The following is a 21,168-nucleotide window of genomic DNA, read 5'->3' as shown; positions in this document are numbered from 1 at the left end:
GGGAAGTTCATGGAAAAAGTAAAGTGTGAATGCGGTCATATCAACCCCCATGGAACCATTCTTTGTGAAGCATGCGGAAAAATATTAGACGAAAAGATGAATCAAAATGAACTGCTGGATATGAGATATGAAGGGAGTGCAAGAAGATCCCAAACATATAACAAAACGATTATTGATAAAGTGTGGAATTTTTTTTCATCAGTGAAAGTCGGAGTAACCTTAATCGTCGTTACGCTAATTGCTTCAATTATCGGAACCGTTTTACCGCAGGAAGGAAATTTGTCGATACAAATACCGGTGAATCAATATTATGAGGAAAGATATGGCTGGTTTGGGAAAATTTATTATACGCTTGGTTTCCATGATTTATACGGATCTTGGTGGTACTTATTACTGATTGCTTCCATTGGTGTTTCGTTAGTCATTTGTAGTCTGGACCGGGTTATCCCTCTGTACAAAGCATTGAAAAATCAAAAAGTCACTCGCAATTCCGGGTTTTTAAAACGGCAACGACTATATAGTGAAAAACAGATTGATAATACCGTTGGAGATATTGAGATAGTAAAAGAAAGATTAACGAAAAAACGTTATAACGTGATGGAAGAAAACGGGAATTTGCTGGCGGAAAAGGGCAGGTTTTCCAGATGGGGCCCTTATATCAATCATATTGGATTAATTATTTTTCTCATTGGAGCTATGCTTCGTTTTGCACCGGGATTTTACGTAAATGAAGCGTTATGGATTAAAGAAGGCGATACGTTGGCAATCCCCGGTACAAATAAAGAATACTATCTTACGAATCACCAATTTATTTTGGAACTATATGATGAATCCGATGGTGAAGTATATAAGGAAGCGCTTAACCAAAAAGGTGGGGTTGTCAAAAACTACCAGTCTAATATTACGTTATATAAAGCAGAAGAGTCATTACCCGGGGAGAAACCGAAATTACATAAATTGGAAGATTACCAGATTCAAGTGAATAAACCATTAAAATTTGATCAATATGCTATCTATCAATCAAGTTATCGCTTGAACGAAATTGCAAAAATGACATTTTCATTAACCGATAAAGAAAGCGGACAAACATTTGGGGACATTACGATTGATTTAACAAATCCTGAGGAAAACTATGATTTAGGTAACGGTTATCACGTTGAGTTAATGAGCTATTTTCCTGATTTTCAAATAGTAGATGGTGAACCTTCAACAAAATCGAGTAAACCGGTAAATCCGGCTTTTGCTTTTAAAATGGTTACACCGGACAAACCACAAGGAGAAGTTAGTTTTGCTGCCATTCAACAGACGATCGAACCGATGGGTGAAAATAAATATAAAATGACTTTCAAATCAGTAGATACTGTGAATTATAGTGGATTGACGGTCAGAAAAGATTTAACTTTGCCGATTATTGCGTTGGGCGGCGTAATATTTTTGATTGGTGTTGCGCAGGGTTCGTTCTGGTACCATCGCAGGATCTGGTTGAAACAAGAAAACGGAGTCATTTTGTTAGCCGGTCATACAAATAAAAATTGGTACGGTTTTGCAAAGGAGATTGAAACGATCGTTCACGGAACAAAAATTCCAGTTCCCGTTGATCAAACTTTGTTAAAAGAAAAGAAAGCCATGGAAGGACAAGGGGGGAAGTCAGTTGGTTGAACTGAGCGGCAATTTATTATTTGCAGCTTTTGTTTTCTATTTGGTAGCAATTTTATTTTTTGGGGGAGCGATTAGACAGAAAAAAGGGTTAGAAGGCAGTCCTTATCAGAATAAACCGGTTCGAAGCGGAAAAATCGCTATGACGCTCACGATTTTGGGATTTATTTCTCAACTCGGTTATTTTATTACAAGGTGGATTGCGGCAGGACATGCACCTGTTAGCAATATGTTTGAATTTATTACGTTTTTTAGCATTATGATGGTGGGAGCCTTTATTATCATTTATTCAATTTATCGATCCACCGTTCTCGGTTTGTTTACCCTGCCGATTGTTTTAATCATCATCGCTTATGGCAGCATGTTTACGAAAGATGTAACGCCGCTTATCCCGGCATTACAAAGTTATTGGCTGCCCATTCATGTGATGACAACCGCAGCCGGACAAGCAATTTTGTCGATTAGTTTTATTGCCGGATTAATTTATTTAATCAAAACGATTGACGCATCAGCACCTCCAAAGAAACAATTTTTTTTGGAAATGATCTTATACTGTATCAATGCCGTTATTGGATTTATCATGATTAAATTGGTTTTTTCAATAATGAACTATCAAGCTGTTTTTGAATGGGTGGATAAAGAAGGAAATACCTCCACATTAAAATATACTTTACCTGCAATTTTGGGACCCAATGAATGGAACTTGTTAACAGCAGGAAGAATGGAACCAATCTTGGAAATGCCTGCAATCCTTGAAGCACAAAAATTTAATACAGTTATTTGGTCCTTTATTGCAGGCACGGTTCTTTATATATTGATTCGCTTAATAACAAGGAAAAAGGCAGCCCGGCTATTTCATCCGTTTGTGAAAAAAATTAATGCCGATTTTCTCGATGAAATCAGCTATCGATCAGTATTGATCGGATTTCCTGTATTTACACTCGGCGGACTCGTTTTTGCGATGATTTGGGCCCAAATTGCGTGGACCAGGTTTTGGGCATGGGATCCAAAAGAAGTATGGGCATTGATCACTTGGCTCTTCTACGCTGCTTTTCTTCATTTACGCCTTTCTAAAGGTTGGCATGGTGAAAAATCAGCCTGGCTTGCGGTCATCGGATTTGGCATCATTATGTTTAATCTTGTTTTTGTCAACCTGATTATTGCCGGATTACATGCCTATGTGTGATCGTCCTATTAAAAATTATTGATAAGAACAGTGAATTTTGATTCTATATGTAAAAGTTTTTTGAATGAAATAAGTGAAATGTGACGTATTTGTCACATTTTGGCGGTCTCCATTATTCATTATTGGAGACTTTTTTTATGGGAACATTTATACTAGTAGTGACAAAAAGTTTTTTGGTCACTTTTGTAATCGTGAAATACATATAGAAAAAAGTTGTCGATTTTTGTACAATGTTGGTAAGGAGGGTTAACCTTATGGAACAAGAAGTGAAAATTTTAATTGTTGATGATGAAGAACGGATTAGAAGATTATTGAAAATGTATTTAGAGCGGGAAAATTATTTGATCGATGAAGCACAAGAAGGAAACGAAGCTTTAGAAAAAGCACTGGCAAATGATTATGATTTGATCATACTTGATCTAATGCTACCCGGAAGAGACGGCATAGACGTTTGTCGGGAAATCCGAGATAAGAAAGCAACACCAATCATTATGTTGACGGCAAAAGGTGAGGAGGCAAACCGGGTTCAAGGCTTTGAAGTCGGTACAGATGATTACATTGTCAAACCGTTTAGTCCGCGAGAAGTTGTTCTTCGCGTAAAGGCACTTTTAAGAAGATCGTCTGTAACAGGCTTTTTACAAACAGATACAACAGCAAAGAATGTCCTAGTATTCCCACATTTAACAATAGATCATGATGCGCATCGTGTATTGGCAAACGGAAAAGAAGTAAGTTTAACTCCTAAGGAATATGATTTGCTGTATTTTTTGGCCAAAACCCCTGATAAAGTATTTGACCGAGAGCAATTATTAAAGGAAGTTTGGCATTATGAATTTTTCGGGGACTTGCGCACCGTCGACACCCATGTCAAGCGTTTACGGGAAAAATTAAGTAAAGTGTCGGAAGAAGCGGCAAAAATGATTGTAACGGTTTGGGGCGTGGGATATAAGTTCGAGGTCGTTCATGAATGAAATGGAATAGTGTTGTCTTAAAACTTTGGGCAACGATATTATTGCTCGTTTTCGTTGTTTTATTTGTGTTATTAGTTTTAATCATTCGATTTTTCAATGATTTTGTTGGTGAACGAGCAACAGATTCTTTGACGAATACGGCTTACAGGATTGCGGTTAATCTTGAGAGGCATGACGATTTGGAATTTGGTTTGGAAGTTGCCTGGGAATTGTTGGATGATGTAACAAACGCAATTATTATTACCGATGAGGATCATATTTACTATTCACAACAAGATGATGCTGAAAAATTTACTTTAAACTATTTTTACAATGATCCTGTATTTAAAAAAGTTTTCACTGGTAACAAAACAGTCAAAAAAGAAATACAATTATCCTCGGAAACGGGCAATGTCGATCAAGCATTAATGATTGGCGTACCGCTGGATAAATTTTCCAATCAAAAAGGTGCTGTATTTATATACCAGTCATTAGATGTCATGAATGATACAATGAAAGCCACTAATAAAATTATTATGTGGTCTGCTTTAATTGCCTTTATCTTAACAACCGTTTTTGCGTTTTTCTTGTCAACGAGAATTACTGCCCCGCTTCGGAAAATGCGTGAATCTGCTGCCGAAGTCGCGAAAGGAAAATTTGATGTAAAAGTACCGATTTTAACACGTGATGAGATCGGTGAATTGGCGAAAACATTTAATCAAATGCGGAAACAATTGAAGATTAATGTGACCGCATTAAAACAGGAAAAAGAGCAATTATCAAGTATTTTAAGCAGTATGGCTGACGGAGTGATTACCTTTAATAAAGCAGGGGAAATCATCGTTACGAATCCGCCGGCACAACAATTTATTAAAGCATGGGAAAAAGAACAAGAAATTAATAATGATACTTCCAAAATACCGCAAAAATTAATCAACCTGATTAACGATGCGGTTGCGAATGAAACAGAACAAACAGGAGAAATTTCTTTTCAAGGGAAATATTGGACAGTTATTGTTACGCCTCAATTTGATGAACAATCGATTCGTGGTGCAGTTGCAGTATTGCGTGATATGACTGAAGAAAGAAAACTGGATAAACTCAGGAAAGATTTTATTGCAAATGTCTCTCATGAATTAAGAACCCCTATTGCCATGTTGCAAGGGTACAGTGAGGCGCTGATGGATGATATTGCCGCCAGTGAACAAGAGCGAAAAGAAATTACCACGGTTATTAATGAGGAATCTCAGCGTATGGGGCGGCTAGTTAATGAGTTGCTCGACTTGGCGAGGTTAGAATCGGGTCAAATGCGCCTGTACAAAGAAAATGTTGAAATAAAACCATTCATTGAGCGAATCTCTAAAAAGTTTATGGGGGTTGCAAAGGTTAGTAATGTCCGATTAGAAATACAAGTAGAAACAATGAAAAAAGTTTATACGTTTGATCCGGATCGTATCGAGCAAGTACTGACGAATTTAGTGGATAATGCAATTCGCCATACACATGAAGACGGTCTGGTCCGAATCATTGTAAAAGATAGTGAAAAAGGGCTGCAAGTTGAAGTGTCCGATAATGGGTCCGGCATTCCTGAAGAAGATCTTCCGTTTGTCTTTGAACGATTTTATAAAGCCGATAAAGCGAGAACGAGAGGCAGATCCGGAACCGGTCTTGGGCTGGCCATTGTTAAAAACATTATTGATGCCCATCATGGAACGATTTATGTAAAAAGTAAAATCGGCCAAGGTACGACATTTGTTTTCGTTTTACCACATGAAAATTAAAGAAAGTTGTAAATATTTGCCGATAAATCTTGTTTCATACGGAACATAGAAAAGCGGCGGCGGCCAGTTAGCAGCCAGTTTTTATGCGTTACACTTAAATACAAGGGCTTTCCCATCATAAAAGTAGTTAGAATGTATGGGCGCCCTTTTTTTATACTTTTTGGGTATAAATTTCCGGGAAGTTTCACTTTATCACCTTAACGGGAAGTAAGACCCCCACCTCAAAGGTCGTCGGTCTGCTTTTCGTCATTTTTTTCGCTGGAAAATTATTTAATCCAGATTATCTAGATGATTAGGCAAATTCAAAGATGGAGATGGCAACCGAAAAAGCCGGGTCATTAGGTCGTGAAGGATCGTCGAAAAAACGTTTTTCATCGTTTCAAGACCGTGATGCTTTCTGTTGATGGCACGCCTGATGTTCCTGTTGCGCCAAATTTAATTGATTTACATGCAGTTACACCATAAATGAGATGCCATATTAATCATTGTTAAATGATTCAAAAACAATTTTTTCCATCGACATTCACATTTTTTTCATTTTTTCCGAATAAACTTAGGTGAAATAATCATAATAATGTAATGTGGTTTTATTGTCATTTTTTGGACAAGCACTATTTGAGAATGTTCGAAAGTATGACTAATTTTAGGAGGAAAATAATGGTTGAATATATAAAAAGACTGCTGCTTGGCATAATTATGATGGTAATTATCACCATTCTTATTATCGGAAGTAAGCAATCAATCGCAAGGGCTGAGGGGATGAAACTGTCATGGATTTGGCCTGCAGACGGTGTTATTACCGATGTATTTGGCACAAGGAATGGTCAACATAAAGGAATTGATATTGCCGATGTAACAGGGACTCCGGTATTATCTGTCGATGACGGTCGTGTAAGTAAATCATATTATTCTGATACATATGGTCATGTTGTGTTTATTAAACATGAAACAGGTTATGAAACGGTCTATGCCCATTTGTCTAAAAGAGAAGTGCAAGAAGGACAAATGGTTGCTAAAGGGCAGAAGATCGGATTGATGGGCAGTACTGGTGAATCATCGGGCCCCCATTTGCATTTTGAAATACATCAAAATGAATGGACGGAAACGAAAGAGAACTCCATAGACCCGACAAAAATTTTCGGGATCGGGGAAATCGGCCAGCATGTTAGTGCCGGTTCAATGCCTACCAAAGCTGTAGAAGTGGGTAAAACGCTATCCGATAAGTACACAGTTAAATCCGGTGATACGCTTTGGGGAATTGCCAATAAGTCCGAAACAACAGTTCATGATATAAAACAATTAAATGATTTACAGAGTGAAATTATTGTACCCGGCCAACAATTAGTGGTGGAACAGTAGAAAAGCTTGCCCGGCCATTCGGAGGTTTTAGATCCATTTCATTTTATCTTTTTACTAAAAATACGCAGGATGTAGGTTTTTCTACTTTACAATTTTGTTTTTATATAGTATATTAAATAAAAAATAAATATGGTTCATCTTCGGGGCTGGGTGAAATTCCCGACCGGCGGTAATAAGGGTGTATCCTTTAAGCCCGCGAGTCTAATTTTTAGACAGGATTTGGTGAGATTCCAAAGCCGACAGTATAGTCTGGATGGGAGAAGATGGAGGTTTCGGTTTGTTCTGTTTTCATTTCAGGACGTTTATTTAACCTGCCATTAAACAATCTCCCCGAGGAATTTTTCTCGGGGTTTTATTGTGAGGAAGAAATCGAAGCCAATTCTTCTTCTTTCTTTTGTGATGAATCACAAAAAAGGAGAGGTAGAAATGAAAAAATTTAATGTCAAAGCTTTTGTAACCATTGGAATGCTTAGTGGAGTCGCGTATGTTTTAATGCTCCTGAACTTTCCGCTCCCGGGTTTCCCAACGTGGTTAAAAATTGATTTTAGTGATATTCCTGCGTTGATAGGGGCCATGATTATGGGACCGGCAGCAGGAATACTAATCGAGTTAATTAAAAATTTATTGGACTTAATTTCAACCGGCAGTGAAACAGGTGTCCCGGTTGGTCATATTGCCAATTTTGTTACCGGAATCTGTTTTATTTTGCCAACGTATTTTGTTTATCTAAAAATTAAAACGACAAAAGGCTTAACCATTGCTTTAGCAACTGCCAGTGTGATTACGGCACTTGTGATGAGTGTACTGAATTATTTTGTATTTATCCCGATGTATGGCTACTTTTTAAATTTCCACTTGCCGAATGAAGTAGTTGTTCAAGCGATTTTGCCGTTTAATTTACTAAAAGGAATATTAATATCCGCTGTTTTCTTTGGATTATATATCAGGATGCAAAGTTGGATTCAAAAACAACAGTCTGCATTTAATCAGGTATAGATATTAAACATTAGCATAAAAGGACCGATACGAATAGTATCGGTCCTTTTATACATTACTCAAATTTGTCCGGGTCCCCATCAAAAGGTTCATCACTGACACGAATGGAATCAGTCGGACAGCCTTCGAAAGCATCCATCATATCGTCTTCTAATATTTCAGGTACTTCACTCGTACCGGTATTATCGTCAAGTATTACATATGCAATACCTTCATCATCATAATCATAAATATCTGGAGCAGCAGCACCACAGGCACCACATGCGATACATGTTTCTTTGTCAACGATTGTATATTTGCCCATTCCATTATAGCCTCCTTTATTTATTCGTCTCTCTTTACATGAACGAAAGGAAGACATCTTTCATTGTAAAACTCGGGCAAAGACTTTTCAATAGATTTGTAGCTGGAAATGATCCAACCATGTTGATTATTGACAATTAGTTGAAAATCTACCGGGAGAAAAGAAAACCATTCCTTCCAACGAATTCATGGTAAAATAAAGGTGGTGATACCTGTGAACTACTTTTATGCGTTAATTTTGTACTGTATATACCAATTTAAAGGTGAGCGATCTATTAAAGCTGTCCAATATTTGTTAACCGGAAAAAAATCGACACAAACATTACAAGATGCAGTTTGGTATTCATTACAACATCTTTACTCAGTATACCCGGAAATGGACGCTGATGCTTTTATTGATACAGTGAAAAAATTAGAAAAAACCGGGTCAATAGTTATTTCCGATAAAACGGTCACGCTGACTGATTCAGGCAAAAAAGTACTTTCCGAGTTGATGTCGGGATATCCGATACCGGACCACTTAAATGGTTGGCAATTTCACAAAATTGAACAACTTTTTTGGCAAAGACTAACCCTACTCATTCAAATACTTACTAATTGGGCCTATAGTGAAACGAAATTTATTCCGGTTGTTAGAGACTATCCGATCCAAAACTGGGTGAAACGTTGGCTTGGAGAGAAGCGGCAAATTTATAACAAAAAACAATTATCACTACGTTTATATCATGAACTTTTTACAATTTTTGAAATTTGTGAACAGAACCGAGAAAATCCTGATTATATCGTAGCGAGATTTACCGGCTATCAAAAACCGGGCTACACCTCAACGCAAATTGCCAAACAAGCTGCTGTAGACGAGACATATTACCTATTAGCATTTCGCAGCTGCCTTCATTTTATGATCAAAACCATTTGGCATGAAAGAGGTGAATTTCCAATCCTTTCTTCATTGCTCGCTGATCGAAAGTCACCGTGGACTTTAACCAGTTCAAGTTGGGAAACATATAAATTTTTAAAATATGGAAAGAACGTTGAGGAAATCGCGAAATTTCGTAAACTAAAGAAAAGTACCATTGAAGACCATATCGTTGAAATTGCTTTACTGGATCCGGCATTCTCAATTAAAACTTATGTTAAACCAGAAACACAAAAACGAATAACCGAAGCGGTAAACCTTTTACATACGAGAAAATTAAAAACGATTAAAGACTATTTGACGGATATCGATTATTTTTCAATTCGCTTAGTCTTATCCAAAATGAATGACAAAAAAGATGTTTAATTATGATTAGGAAAAAATAGGTGGGAAAATGGAGTTAGAAAAGATTTTATATGAAAAATTTTCTTATACTCAGTTTCGAAAAGGACAAAAGGAAATTATTCAATCCATTTTGAACGAAAAGGATACGTTGGCGCTTTTACCAACCGGAACCGGGAAATCATTATGCTACCAACTGCCGGGTTACTTAATGAAAGGGATGGTCTTAATTATTTCCCCGCTGCTTTCACTCATGCAGGATCAAGTTGAGCAGATGAAAATACGCGGTGAAAAACGGGTTGTTGCCATCAATTCGTTTTTAACAAGGGAGGAAAGGCGATCGGTTTTGCAGAACGTTCACAAGTACAAATTTATATATATTTCGCCTGAATTAATCCAAAACGATTTTATTTTTAAAAAAATAAAGTCCGTTCCAGTTTCTTTATTAGTTATTGACGAAGCTCACTGTATTTCCCAGTGGGGATATGATTTTCGTCCTGATTACCTTGAACTGGGACGGATTCGCCGCGAGTTGGGAAATCCTGTTACCTTAGCACTAACAGCGACTGCCCGGGAAGATGTTCAAAATGATATTAAAAAGTTCTTACATATGGAAAATGCCGAGGAATATATTAATTCTGTAGATCGGCCAAATATCGCTTTACAAGTAATCAAAGTCCGAGATTATCAGACAAAAAAACAACATTTGTTTGAACTGGTCAAGCAATTAACAGGCCCCGGTATTTTATATTTTTCCAGTAAAAAATTGGCAAATGAAGTTGCAAAAGAGTTGAATGAACGTTCTCTTGGCCCGGCGGCAGCTTACCATTCCGGGATCGATCAAGAAATGCGGATATTACTTCAACAACAATTTCTATATGATGAATTAAAAATAATGTGTGCAACAAGTGCATTTGGCATGGGTGTAAATAAAGAAAATGTCCGTTATATTATTCATTTTCATCCACCGATCAATCTCGAATCTTATTTACAGGAAATTGGTCGTGCCGGACGAGATGGAGAAAAAAGTATTGCTGTTATGCTTTATGCGGACGACGATATCTTTCTACAACAACAATTGTTAGAATCCGAATATCCAAGCGATATTCAAATCGACCATTTTTCACGGATTCAACGATTGAAAAATTTTCTCAACAATATAGACGGGAATGTCCCGGAGAAAACAGCAGTCCCTGAAGGTTATACCGAAGTACAATGGCGACTGTTATGGAAGTTTTATATAAATAGTAAAGACGAAAATGATTTTAAAAGGAAATTGCGTTCATTTATTGACGAAAGGCTGGCAATTAAAAAGGTGAAACTGCAAGAAATAACAGATTGGATTGAATATGAAGGTTGTCGGCGAGAGCGATTGCTGATGAGCTTCCAGGAAACAAAAAGAGAAAGACACGATAATTGTTGCGATAATTGTGGACTCGATTTATCATGTTATCAACAAGCAAATGCACTAAAGAAACAGGTTCTTCCGATTAATTGGCGACATAGACTGGCGGAACTATTTTCGATAGAAATGGAGATATGAAGTGAAAAATCGACAAAAACAAATGATTGACCAATTGTCCGATCAGGAACTTTTATTAAATTTTTACATTTCTCAAGCACTAATTTTTTTTATTGCGGTCCTCCTTGCCTTTTTTCTTTTTCCGGATTTCCTAGACGTCTTTCAATTATTCGATTTCAGTAACATCAAATCCATCCTCATAATTGGCGGAGGAGCAGGGACGCTTGTTGTCTTCATTGATTTTTTATTAATGAAATTTTTACCCTTAGCGTATTTTGATGATGGGGGAATTAATGAACGATTATTTACAAATCGTGGTGTTGTTCCGATTATTTTCATGACTCTGCTCGTTGCGTTTTGTGAAGAATTATTGTTTCGCGGTGTCTTGCAAACGAAATTTGGTCTTGTCACGGCAAGTGTTATTTTTGCACTCGTTCATTTCCGTTATTTATTCAATAAATTTTTATTTTTTGATGTCGTGGTATTAAGTTTTTTTATCGGTTTCATATATGAGTGGACAGGAAATCTGGCCGTTTCGTTTTTTATGCACTTTGTTATCGATTGTTTATTAGGGCTATTTATTTATTTTAAAAACCTCCCCAAACAGAAATAAGAAGGTTGGGATGTTTAATTAAGGGAGTGGCTGATAATGGTGCAACAGGATCAGGCAGAACGATTGAGAAAATTGTCTCAACAACAACAAGAAGAGACGATCATGGCTACCCATTTGCCGTCACGGAGCGAGTATCATAAGAAAAAACGGGAAGCTGCCAAAAAGAAGAAAAAGAAAAAAAGGAAAATCCAAAATCCTTTAATAAAAATTTTAGCGTTTATTTTTTTGCTATTACCGATTACGATAGGTCTTATCTACTATTATCATGTTCTTCATTCAGAGGAAGATCCGGTTAAAGACGATGATCATTTTGAACAAGTTGAATTTGAATAGAGAGTTCAAGCAGAGGGAATTTTTCCATCCCTCTGATTTTTAATGGAAAACTCAAGGAATATGTTGTACAGCTTGCCCATATTTTTAATATATAGATATTATGTATGGGGGAGCTGGGTTGTTGTGGAAGATGCTATTAAAAATTTGGAAGATTGGACCGATGAAGCAACAAAAGAAATGTTGCAAAATGTTGTTAAGCGAAAAAGAAAGTTTGATAAATATGAAAAACGTCATCTGATTGTTGTTTGGTTAACAGTGTTTGGATTTATTATGTACGGAATTTATTTATATATATCGGTTTACCAACCAAATTCATACTCGGCTGCTGAGATGTTCAATGCTTTTGTATCAAATTCACAGAATGGGTATTATTTATTCGCCTTGTTTGGATTATTTGGATATATGAATGTCTTGAAAAAGCAGATGGATAAATATGAAAAGGAATATCATGCGCTGCGTTGCGAAATTATTGATAAAAGTGCGGATTTATGGAAAGGTGAAGGATGGGAAAAACGCCATCTTGTATTTGAAATGATGAAAAATAAATATGATATAAATTTGTATCATGAAAATAAATGAGGAGCGGTTTCCTGAAATTATGACTGTACCAAGAACAAATAATTAAATTTTTCATACGATACAATAGGAGTTGCAACAGTCAGGAGGCCGAACTTATGCGGTTAGAGCGAATTGATGGAAACCAAATAAAAATTTTTTTGACATATGATGAATTGGTGGAACTTGGACTTTCAGAGGATGATGTGGATAAAAATTCTTTAAAATGGCATCAACTCTTTTTCAATATGATAAACGAAGCCTATGAGGAATTTGAACAATTTATGGAAGGGACAATTATCATAGAGGTATATTCTCTTCAAACTCAAGGGTTGGTTATTTCGTTCACGTTAAAAGAGGATGATGATTTTAGTTTTGAAAATGATCTATTTCAATCTCAAGATTGGAATGACTCAACTCAAGTAAATGCAGAGTTCTTATATCTTTTTACAGATATAGAAAATTTGCTCCAATTTGCCCACCGGATTTATCCGGTTTGGCAGGGAGGCTCGCTTTTTACCTATAAAAATCATTACTATTTATATTTACTGATTAACGATGAAACAAAAATTGACCAAATCTCCTCAATCCTCTCTGAATACGGGGACAATTCCCCCATCACATATGCATTTCTTGAAGAATACGGACGATGTTTAATCAATGAATCTGCCATTCAAATCTTGATGAAACATTTCCAAAATCTATGAGTCTCTTATGAAAAGAGACTCATATCGATTCATGTTGCTTTAGTCCTGCAAACCCTGTCATTTTTCTTGCATTATATTAAATTCTGTGTATACTTAGTTTTGAATAACAAATATTTGTCGGTGTATTAGGAGGTTTACAAATGACCACCCAAAAGGGTTCAGAGCATTTCGATACTGAAGAAAAAAATGATGTATTAGCATCAACGCAAACGATAATACGTGAAGCACTTGATAAATTAGGTTACTCAGAAGACGTATATGAATTGTTAAAAGAACCTCTCCGGATGATTACAGTAAAGATTCCGGTTCGGATGGATAACGGTACAACGAAAGTTTTTACCGGTTATCGGGCACAACATAATGATGCGGTCGGTCCGACAAAGGGAGGAATCCGCTTTCATCCTAATGTTACTGAGCGGGAAGTCAAGGCACTGTCCATTTGGATGAGTTTAAAATGTGGGATTGTCGACCTGCCTTATGGTGGAGGAAAGGGCGGGATTGTTTGTGATCCACGGACAATGTCATTTCGAGAGTTGGAAGCTTTAAGTCGCGGCTATGTAAGAGCGATCAGTCAGTTGGTCGGTCCGACAAAAGATATTCCGGCACCGGATGTTTTTACTAATTCGCAAATCATGGCGTGGATGATGGATGAATATAGCCGGATTGATGAATTTAACTCACCGGGTTTTATTACCGGGAAACCGTTAGTTTTAGGCGGTTCACATGGACGAGATTCTGCAACGGCTAAAGGTGTTACGATTTGTATCCGTGAAGCAGCCAAAAAGCAGGGATTTCATTTAGAAGGAGCCCGTGTTGTCGTTCAAGGTTTCGGTAATGCTGGCGGCTTTTTATCAAAATTCATGCATGACGCCGGTGCCAAAGTAATCGGGATTTCTGATGCTTACGGTGCGTTGTATGATCCGGATGGTTTGGATATAGATTATTTACTGGATAAAAGAGACAGTTTTGGAACGGTAACGAATTTATTTAAAAATACGATTTCCAATCAGGAATTACTGGAATTAGATTGCGATATACTTATTCCGGCTGCAATCGAAAATCAGATCACCGAAGAAAATGCACATCGTATTAAAGCAAATATTATTGTTGAGGCCGCAAATGGTCCGACAACTTTAGAAGCAACAAAAATTTTAACGGAACGCGGAAAATTAATCGTCCCTGATGTGTTAGCTTCAGCGGGGGGCGTGACCGTTTCCTATTTTGAGTGGGTACAAAATAATCAAGGATATTACTGGTCAGAAGAAGAAGTAGAAGAGAAATTAGAAAAAATTATAGTTAGAGCGTTCAATAATGTTTACAATACCGCTGCCACCAGAAAAATAAATATGCGGTTAGCTGCTTATATGGTTGGTGTTCGTAAATTAGCAGAAGCATGCCGTTTTCGAGGTTGGGTCTAATCATTGTATTTTTTTTAAGTACGAAAATTGATGGAATAAGGCAATTCCAGATGCTGGAATTGCCTTATTCCATTAATTTAAGTTTAAACCTCCACGTAACTCGCTTTAAATTAATGTTGAAAGAATGCCCTTATTCTCCTATCATTAGATTAAAAGAAATTAACGGTCACATCAGATGAACTTGTTGAGGAGGATTTACTATGCATTATGAGGAGTGCATCATCGTTGGCGGTGGTCCTTGTGGGTTAGCTGCAGCTATTCGTTTAAAAGAAATTGGGATTAACCCATTAATTATTGAAAAAGAAAATATTGTTCATTCAATTTATCGATTTCCAACACACCAAACTTTTTTCAGCTCAAGTGATCGATTGGAAATTGGCGGTGTTCCTTTTATTACGGAAAACCGCAAACCGACTCGCAATCAAGCTTTGGCATATTATCGTGAAGTGGTCAAAATAAAACAACTGCGGATTGCACCGTTTGAAGCAGTCGAATCGGTGGGGAAAACTGGAGACCTTTTTACCGTAACTACCTCAAAGGATCGATATGAAGCAAAATTTATTATCATCGCGACCGGGTATTATGATCACCCAAACGATATGAATATACCCGGCGAGGAATTACCGAAAGTATTCCATTATTTTAAAGAGGCACATCCTTACTTTGGCCAAAATGTTGTTGTTATCGGGGGTAAAAACTCAAGTGTCGATGCGGCTTTGGCACTTCAGCAAGCAGGAGCGAAAGTAACGGTCTTGTACCGCGGTTCCGAATATTCAAATCATATTAAACCATGGGTGTTGCCTGAATTTGAGGCAATGGTGAGAAACGGAAAGATTGCGATGGTGTTTCAAGCGAATGTAATTGAAATAACTCCAAATTCAGTTATCTATGAGGTTGACGGAAAAAGAGAAGAAATAGCTAATGATTTTGTTTTTGCGATGACAGGGTACCATCCGGATCATCTTTTCCTTACTAAAATGGGGGTAACCATCGATCCGGTAACCGGTCGGCCGTTTTTTAACGAAGAAACCATGGAGACTAATGTGGAAGGTATATTTATTGCCGGTGTGATTGCTGCCGGAAACAATGCAAATGAAATTTTTATTGAAAACGGTCGATTTCACGGGGACTTAATTGCCAATGAAATAAAAAAACGATTAAATTCATGATTTCTTGGAAAATGGACCTGCCCTGTCTGTTAGAAACTACTTAAAAAAAGATCAGATAGCAATAGTTCTTTTTGAAAAATTAAGTGTATACAAAATGGTGTTTGTTTGTGGACTGATGGTATTGTCTAATTCAATAAGAAAGCTTACTTACAAAACATCGCATTTTCTTAGTAACGATAATGAGAAGAGGATAGGAAAAGTATGCTATCCTCTTAGTTTATGTTGTATGAATATAGTTTCGACATTATCAGTAAAGGAAAGCAACTATTCATGAAACCAAGATTCAATTTTTTTAAGATCATTTGTTTTTTCTAAAGCTATTTGTAATTTGATTCTTGCTTTTTGACCGTTCAATCCGTTTGAAAATATGATTCCCAATTGTTTTAATTGGACGCCACCGCCTTCATAAGCATAAATATCCTCGACAATACCGTTGAAACAGCGGGAGACCAGGACAATTGGAATTTTTTTATCCAATAATGCTTTAACCCCCGGCAAACACATCGGCGGTAAATTGCCTTGTCCGAGTGCTTCGATAACCAAACCGTCAATACTCATTTGACTTAGATAGTAAAAAAGTGATGCATCCATGCCGGCGTATGCTTTGACAAGTTCAACTCGCTTTGTCAGCTCTTTAATTGACAGCTTTGATTCCAATTTTGGCTGGTAATGGAAAACAATTTCTTTTTTTGTAACAATGCCTATCGGTCCATATTGCGGACTTTGGAAAGTTGATAAATTACTCGTGTGTGTTTTTGTGACATTTTTTGCGGTATGGATTTCATCATTTAATACGACAAGAACACCTTTACTTTTTGCTTGATCGTGAACCGCCGTGCGAATCGATGTTAAAAAGTTATAAAATCCGTCCGTACCAATTTCATTGCTTGACCGCATTGCACCGGTAATAATGATCGGAACATCGGTTTCAATGGTCAAATTTAAGAAGTATGCTGTCTCTTCCAAAGTATCTGTTCCGTGGGTAATGACAAATCCGTCAACACCACCTTTTTCAAGATAACGATCGATGATTTTCTTTATTTGTAACATCTCTTTTGGTGTAATATGTGGTGATGGAAGATTGAATGGAGTTTCGAAAATGATATCGGCCATTTTTTCCATTTCATCAGCTTTATCTAATAATGGATTGGATAAATGTGGCTTAACAGATTTTGAATTCGCATCTTCATACATTGATATCGTTCCACCAGTAAGAATAACAACTATTTTCTTCATAAAATCCTCCAAGTGAACAGTCTTTTACATATTTTCAATTTTTTTTATTCATGATACGATGGTAAAAAAGAATTGAAATGAGGCGGGTCATGTTTACAATCATTTCAGCCGGTATTGCACCGGGTTTTGCCCTTCTATCCTATTTTTACTTAAAAGATGAATACGAGAAGGAACCTCTAAAAGAAGTATTTCGCATATTTTTACTCGGCATGATTATGGTATTCCCTATTATGTTTATACAATATGTACTGGAAAAAGAGCAAGTGTTGCCGCTCGATTCCGTAAAAGCATTTACCACCGGTTTTTTAGAAGAGTTTTTTAAATGGTTTATCATTTATTTTACTATCTATAAATCTATGGAATTTGATGAGCATTATGACGGGATTGTTTATGGGGTGTCCATTTCACTGGGATTTGCTACAGCTGAAAATATATTATATTTGTTAGGAAATGGCATCAAATATGCGATAGGCAGAGCTATTTTACCGGTATCCAGTCATGCATTATTTGGCGTAATCATGGGATATTATATTGGAAAAGCAAAGTTTATGAAACGGGACGAACATCATCCATGGATGTTCTATTCATTAGTTTTTCCAATTTTATTGCACAGTTTATACGACTATATTTTGTTAAAAGAAAAGGTTTGGTTAATGATCATTATTCCGTTTATGGTGTTTCTTTGGTGGCTGGCATTGAGAAAAGTAAAAAAAGCGAAACATAATCAACTCCATTACAGGAAAGTGACGGACATTTTTTACCGTGATTCGGGCGGTTAAAAAGTAAAGAAAAAAACAGCCCTTTTACGAGCTGAGAAAAAAACTGGTCTGACTTTATCAAGTACAGACCAGTTTTGTACTTTTTACGATAATGATTGCAATTCACTTTCCAATTGTTTAATTACTTGGTTTATTTGAGTCATTTCATCCGTCAGCTGTTTTTTCATTTCTTCATTATCAAGGTTTTTCGAGAATTCATCCAGTTTTTCATCAAGTAATCTTTTGTTTTCATCAATTTTCCTCTTCAATTCCAGTTTTCTTTTTTCATTGTCCATATTATTTTTCATAGATTGAAGTTGTTTAATTTTATCTTCATAATGGGCAATTTGTTTATCAATTTGTTCTTCAGATAGGAAAGATCTTTCATTAAAATCATTTAACATTGGGGTTGAAAAGTTGAACAATGGACTTGTTTCTGCGAAAAACTTTTGCATCTCACTTGAAAACTTTTGAAATTCATTTTCAATATCTGTTTTCAATTGATTAGCAGTGGTTAATTCTTCCCATGTCTGATCAAATAACGTTTGATCTTTATTTTTTACTGCTTCTTCTAATTTCATCCTGTACTTATTAAATGTTTTGTCATCCATAGCATTGGTGGTAAACCGATAGATTGCCCCGTTTGGCGCCTTCATTTCCAATTCTTTTTGACCTTCCATCATCGATTTCCAAAAATCTTTATTAAAAAACGGGAACATCAGGAAAACCTCCTTAGTTTGACTATATTTGACCTTTCCTACTTTTGTTATACCTCATTACTGGAAGATTTTCAACTAATTTACATTAGGGAAATTTCCAAGTATGAGAAGTTTTTCCTCGTTAGATTTATTCTGTCCAAAACTTTGATTTTTATATGTAATAAGTCTTGTAATGTACTCCTAAGTATTCTTTTGCATAAAAAACCAATTCCTACAAAAAATAGTGATACTTGATTATTACATCATGGAGGGACAACAATATGATTACACGAAAGAAATGGATGAAACTAACAATTATTATGTTTATATGCACGTTTTTATTAGTTTCGGGTGTACATGATCGCGATGCTAAAGCTTTCTCCAATCAAGTCATACAAATTGGAGCGGTTGGAGACGATGTTATTGAATTACAATCACGTTTACAATATTTAGGATTTTATACAGGGAAAATTGATGGCGTTTTCGGATGGAGAACATATTGGGCTTTACGAAATTTTCAATATGAGTTTGGCTTAGAAATTGATGGATTGGCAGGAGCGACAACAAAGCAAAAACTTGCCCGCGCAAGCCAATATAATGAAAAATATGTGAAGGACCAGATAAATAAGGGGAATAAATTCACGCACTATGGTGGTGTTGATTTAAACAAACAAAAAACAGGAGGCAAGGACGGAGCTGCCGGAAAAACAAATCAAAAACCTTCAAATAGGGCACCCCAAGGAAACAATCAAAATCAAAAACCGGCAGGAAACACTCAAAATCAAAATACGGCAAATAATAATCAACAAGCCCGCGGTAATAATCAAGGTGGTGGAACAGCCAATCAACAACCCGCCACACCTGCCCCACCTGCTAAACCAACTGCAACAAATGTTCCAAATGGATTTTCGCAAAATGATATCAAGTTAATGGCAAATGCCGTTCACGGTGAGTCACGTGGCGAACCGTACATCGGACAAGTTGCAGTTGCGGCAGTCATTTTAAACCGGTTAGAAAGCCCTTCATTCCCCCATACGATTGCAGGGGTCATTTTTGAACCCGGTGCATTCACTGCAGTTGCAGATGGTCAAATATGGCTAACACCGAATGAAACTTCGAAAAAAGCAGTTCTTGATGCGATTAACGGTTGGGATCCTACCGGTGGTGCAATTTATTATTTTAACCCAAATACAGCTACAAACAAGTGGATCTGGTCAAGGCCACAAATTAAACAAATTGGAAAACATATATTCTGTAAATAAGGGGTGACGACATGATAAGAAATATATTGATCGGCGTTTTGACAGTCGGCATAGTCGGAGTCGGTATTTGGGGTTATCAAGAACATAAAGAAAAGAACGCAATTTTAATCAATGCGGAAAATAACTATCAACGGGCCTTCCATGAACTGACCTATAATATTGATATTTTACATGATAAAATCGGAACAACGTTAGCAATGAGTTCCAGAACAAGTCTTTCCCCGACGCTTGCAGAGGTATGGAGAATTACTTCGGAAGCCAATAATTCCGTGGGTCAATTGCCCTTAACACTGCTTCCTTTTAATAAAACAGAAGAATTTCTGTCGAATATTGGTGACTTTAGTTATAAAACCGCCGTCCGTGATTTAGAAAAAGAACCATTGACAGATGAAGAATATAAAACATTGCAATCATTATATTCTCAGGCGGCTGAAATTCAAAATGAATTACGGAAAGTCCAACATCTTACATTGAAAAACAATTTGCGGTGGATGGATGTAGAAATGGCGATTGCATCTGGAAGGGAAGCTGCTGACAATACCATTATTGATGGCTTTAAAACTGTCGAAAAAAAAGTGGAAGGGTATTCCGAAACAGACATGGGACCGATAATGACAAGTATGGAAGAAAAGGAATCAGGTTATCGCAATCTACCCGGTAAAAAAATAACAAAGAATGAAGCTGTAAATATTGCAAAAAAATATACAAAAGTTTCCCAAAACGCAAAAACAAAAGTGGTTGAAAACGGAAAAGGGTCCGACTTTGGTTTTTATAGTGTTTCCATCCAAGATAAAAATGGCGAAACCAATATGGATATTACAAAAAAAGGTGGATACCCGATTTGGCTGATCAATAGTCGAGATGTAAAAGAACAAAAAATCAGCTTAAATGATGCCTCCATAAAAGCCAATCAATTTTTGACTGAACGGGGATTTAAAGATTTAGAGCTGTTTGAAAGTACTCAGTATGATCATATTGGTTTATTCAATTTTGTTACGAAAAAGAATAATGTCCGTATTTATCCGGAATCCATTATGGTGAAAGTAGCATTAGATGATGGAAGTATCATCGGTTTTTCCGCAGAACAATATTTAGGTACAAATAATAAACACAAGGAAATTCCAAGTGCGAAAATTTCAGAGGAAGAAGCACGCAAAGCCATTAACAAAAATGTCAATGTAATGGAAACCCGTTTAGCTATCATTAATAATGAAGTGAATGATGAGGTACTTTGCTATGAGTTTCTTGGAACATTAGATAATGATACGTACCGGATTTATGTAAATGCACAGGATGGTTCTGAAGAATATGTGGAAAAATTACAAAATGCTGAACCAATTTATGAAGATGTTGCCAATGGCAAAGCATGAATAATGTCAACTTCACTCAGTGGGAAGTTTACCCACTG

General features: G+C 36.6%; 20 protein-coding genes and 1 riboswitch. Of the genes, 17 read left to right on the top strand and 3 right to left on the bottom strand.

All coding sequences use genetic code 11. The features are described 5' to 3' along the window. Positions 1-9: 9 nt before the first annotated feature. The 6 genes from resB to BT1A1_RS10175 all read left to right on the top strand — a co-directional run bounded on the left by resB (position 10) and on the right by BT1A1_RS10175 (position 7,928). The gene (resB, locus tag BT1A1_RS10200) at positions 10-1,659 is read left to right on the top strand and encodes a cytochrome c biogenesis protein ResB (protein ID WP_034770726.1); all 1,650 of its coding nucleotides are present in this window, start codon (positions 10-12) and stop codon (positions 1,657-1,659) included. Then, positions 1,652-2,842: a c-type cytochrome biogenesis protein CcsB gene (gene ccsB / locus BT1A1_RS10195; RefSeq protein WP_034770723.1), complete on the top strand. Its 1,191-nt coding sequence runs from the start codon at positions 1,652-1,654 to the stop codon at positions 2,840-2,842. The genes resB and ccsB overlap by 8 nt, the downstream gene beginning before the upstream one ends. Positions 2,843-3,096: 254 nt before the next feature. Then, on the top strand, positions 3,097-3,813 hold the full coding sequence (locus tag BT1A1_RS10190) for a response regulator transcription factor (protein ID WP_034770721.1): 717 nt from the start codon (positions 3,097-3,099) through the stop codon (positions 3,811-3,813). Beyond that, entirely contained in the window at positions 3,810-5,573 is a 1,764-nt protein-coding gene (locus BT1A1_RS10185) for an ATP-binding protein (RefSeq protein ID WP_034770718.1), read from the top strand. Before BT1A1_RS10190 ends, BT1A1_RS10185 begins: the two co-directional genes overlap by 4 nt. A 657-nt stretch (positions 5,574-6,230) precedes the next feature. Beyond that, the gene (locus tag BT1A1_RS10180; protein ID WP_034770715.1) at positions 6,231-6,932 is read left to right on the top strand and encodes a peptidoglycan DD-metalloendopeptidase family protein; all 702 of its coding nucleotides are present in this window, start codon (positions 6,231-6,233) and stop codon (positions 6,930-6,932) included. Between the two features lie 132 nt (positions 6,933-7,064). Next, a riboswitch (FMN riboswitch) is annotated at positions 7,065-7,201 on the top strand. Between the two features lie 157 nt (positions 7,202-7,358). Further along, complete coding sequence (locus BT1A1_RS10175) at positions 7,359-7,928, top strand: ECF transporter S component (protein ID WP_034770713.1); 570 nt, start codon at positions 7,359-7,361, stop codon at positions 7,926-7,928. Between the two features lie 55 nt (positions 7,929-7,983). Here BT1A1_RS10175 and BT1A1_RS10170 read toward each other — a convergent pair whose 3' ends face one another. Further along, positions 7,984-8,232 carry a ferredoxin gene (locus tag BT1A1_RS10170; RefSeq protein ID WP_034770710.1) on the bottom strand — a complete coding sequence of 83 codons (249 nt, stop codon included), beginning with the start codon at positions 8,230-8,232 and terminating at the stop codon, positions 7,984-7,986. A 213-nt stretch (positions 8,233-8,445) separates the two neighbouring features. Here BT1A1_RS10170 and BT1A1_RS10165 point away from each other — a divergent pair, with 213 nt between their 5' ends. The 8 genes from BT1A1_RS10165 to BT1A1_RS10130 all read left to right on the top strand — a co-directional run bounded on the left by BT1A1_RS10165 (position 8,446) and on the right by BT1A1_RS10130 (position 15,806). After that, on the top strand, positions 8,446-9,513 hold the full coding sequence (locus BT1A1_RS10165) for a YpbB family protein (RefSeq protein ID WP_034770707.1): 1,068 nt from the start codon (positions 8,446-8,448) through the stop codon (positions 9,511-9,513). A 28-nt stretch (positions 9,514-9,541) separates the two neighbouring features. Then, positions 9,542-11,032 (top strand): RecQ family ATP-dependent DNA helicase, encoded by a 1,491-nt coding sequence (locus BT1A1_RS10160; protein WP_034770705.1) that lies wholly within the window; start codon positions 9,542-9,544, stop codon positions 11,030-11,032. Between the two features lies 1 nt (position 11,033). Further along, positions 11,034-11,624, top strand: coding sequence for a CPBP family intramembrane glutamic endopeptidase (locus BT1A1_RS10155; RefSeq protein WP_034770703.1), 591 nt, complete (start codon positions 11,034-11,036; stop codon positions 11,622-11,624). A 36-nt stretch (positions 11,625-11,660) separates the two neighbouring features. Beyond that, positions 11,661-11,957, top strand: coding sequence for a hypothetical protein (locus BT1A1_RS10150; RefSeq protein WP_051989097.1), 297 nt, complete (start codon positions 11,661-11,663; stop codon positions 11,955-11,957). 123 nt (positions 11,958-12,080) lie between these two features. After that, complete coding sequence (locus BT1A1_RS10145) at positions 12,081-12,536, top strand: YpbF family protein (protein ID WP_034770700.1); 456 nt, start codon at positions 12,081-12,083, stop codon at positions 12,534-12,536. Between the two features lie 95 nt (positions 12,537-12,631). Beyond that, complete coding sequence (locus BT1A1_RS10140) at positions 12,632-13,219, top strand: adaptor protein MecA (RefSeq protein ID WP_034770699.1); 588 nt, start codon at positions 12,632-12,634, stop codon at positions 13,217-13,219. A gap of 140 nt (positions 13,220-13,359) precedes the next feature. Next, the gene (locus tag BT1A1_RS10135; RefSeq protein WP_034770697.1) at positions 13,360-14,637 is read left to right on the top strand and encodes a Glu/Leu/Phe/Val family dehydrogenase; all 1,278 of its coding nucleotides are present in this window, start codon (positions 13,360-13,362) and stop codon (positions 14,635-14,637) included. Between the two features lie 200 nt (positions 14,638-14,837). After that, the gene (locus BT1A1_RS10130) at positions 14,838-15,806 is read left to right on the top strand and encodes a YpdA family putative bacillithiol disulfide reductase (RefSeq protein ID WP_034770694.1); all 969 of its coding nucleotides are present in this window, start codon (positions 14,838-14,840) and stop codon (positions 15,804-15,806) included. A gap of 264 nt (positions 15,807-16,070) precedes the next feature. On the opposite strand, the gene BT1A1_RS10125 is transcribed toward BT1A1_RS10130, so the two are convergent. Continuing rightward, on the bottom strand, positions 16,071-17,042 hold the full coding sequence (locus tag BT1A1_RS10125) for an asparaginase (RefSeq protein WP_034770690.1): 972 nt from the start codon (positions 17,040-17,042) through the stop codon (positions 16,071-16,073). A gap of 89 nt (positions 17,043-17,131) precedes the next feature. On the opposite strand from BT1A1_RS10125, the gene prsW reads away from it, so the two are divergent. Beyond that, on the top strand, positions 17,132-17,821 hold the full coding sequence (prsW, locus tag BT1A1_RS10120; RefSeq protein WP_034770688.1) for a glutamic-type intramembrane protease PrsW: 690 nt from the start codon (positions 17,132-17,134) through the stop codon (positions 17,819-17,821). A gap of 83 nt (positions 17,822-17,904) precedes the next feature. On the opposite strand, the gene BT1A1_RS10115 is transcribed toward prsW, so the two are convergent. Then, positions 17,905-18,519, bottom strand: coding sequence for a hypothetical protein (locus tag BT1A1_RS10115; RefSeq protein WP_034770686.1), 615 nt, complete (start codon positions 18,517-18,519; stop codon positions 17,905-17,907). Between the two features lie 299 nt (positions 18,520-18,818). Between BT1A1_RS10115 and sleB the strand changes: the two genes are divergently transcribed. Together sleB and ypeB are read left to right on the top strand one after the other, a co-directional pair. After that, positions 18,819-19,760: a spore cortex-lytic enzyme gene (gene sleB, locus BT1A1_RS10110; protein ID WP_419468904.1), complete on the top strand. Its 942-nt coding sequence runs from the start codon at positions 18,819-18,821 to the stop codon at positions 19,758-19,760. Between the two features lie 11 nt (positions 19,761-19,771). Continuing rightward, positions 19,772-21,130, top strand: coding sequence for a germination protein YpeB (gene ypeB, locus BT1A1_RS10105; protein ID WP_034770683.1), 1,359 nt, complete (start codon positions 19,772-19,774; stop codon positions 21,128-21,130). Positions 21,131-21,168 lie beyond the last annotated feature (38 nt).

This window comes from Caldibacillus thermoamylovorans (assembly GCF_000751775.1).
Lineage (GTDB): Bacteria > Bacillota > Bacilli > Bacillales > Caldibacillaceae > Caldifermentibacillus > Caldifermentibacillus hisashii.
The sequence above is the reverse complement of the archived record's forward strand: the minus strand, read 5'-3'. Positions and strand labels throughout refer to the sequence as shown.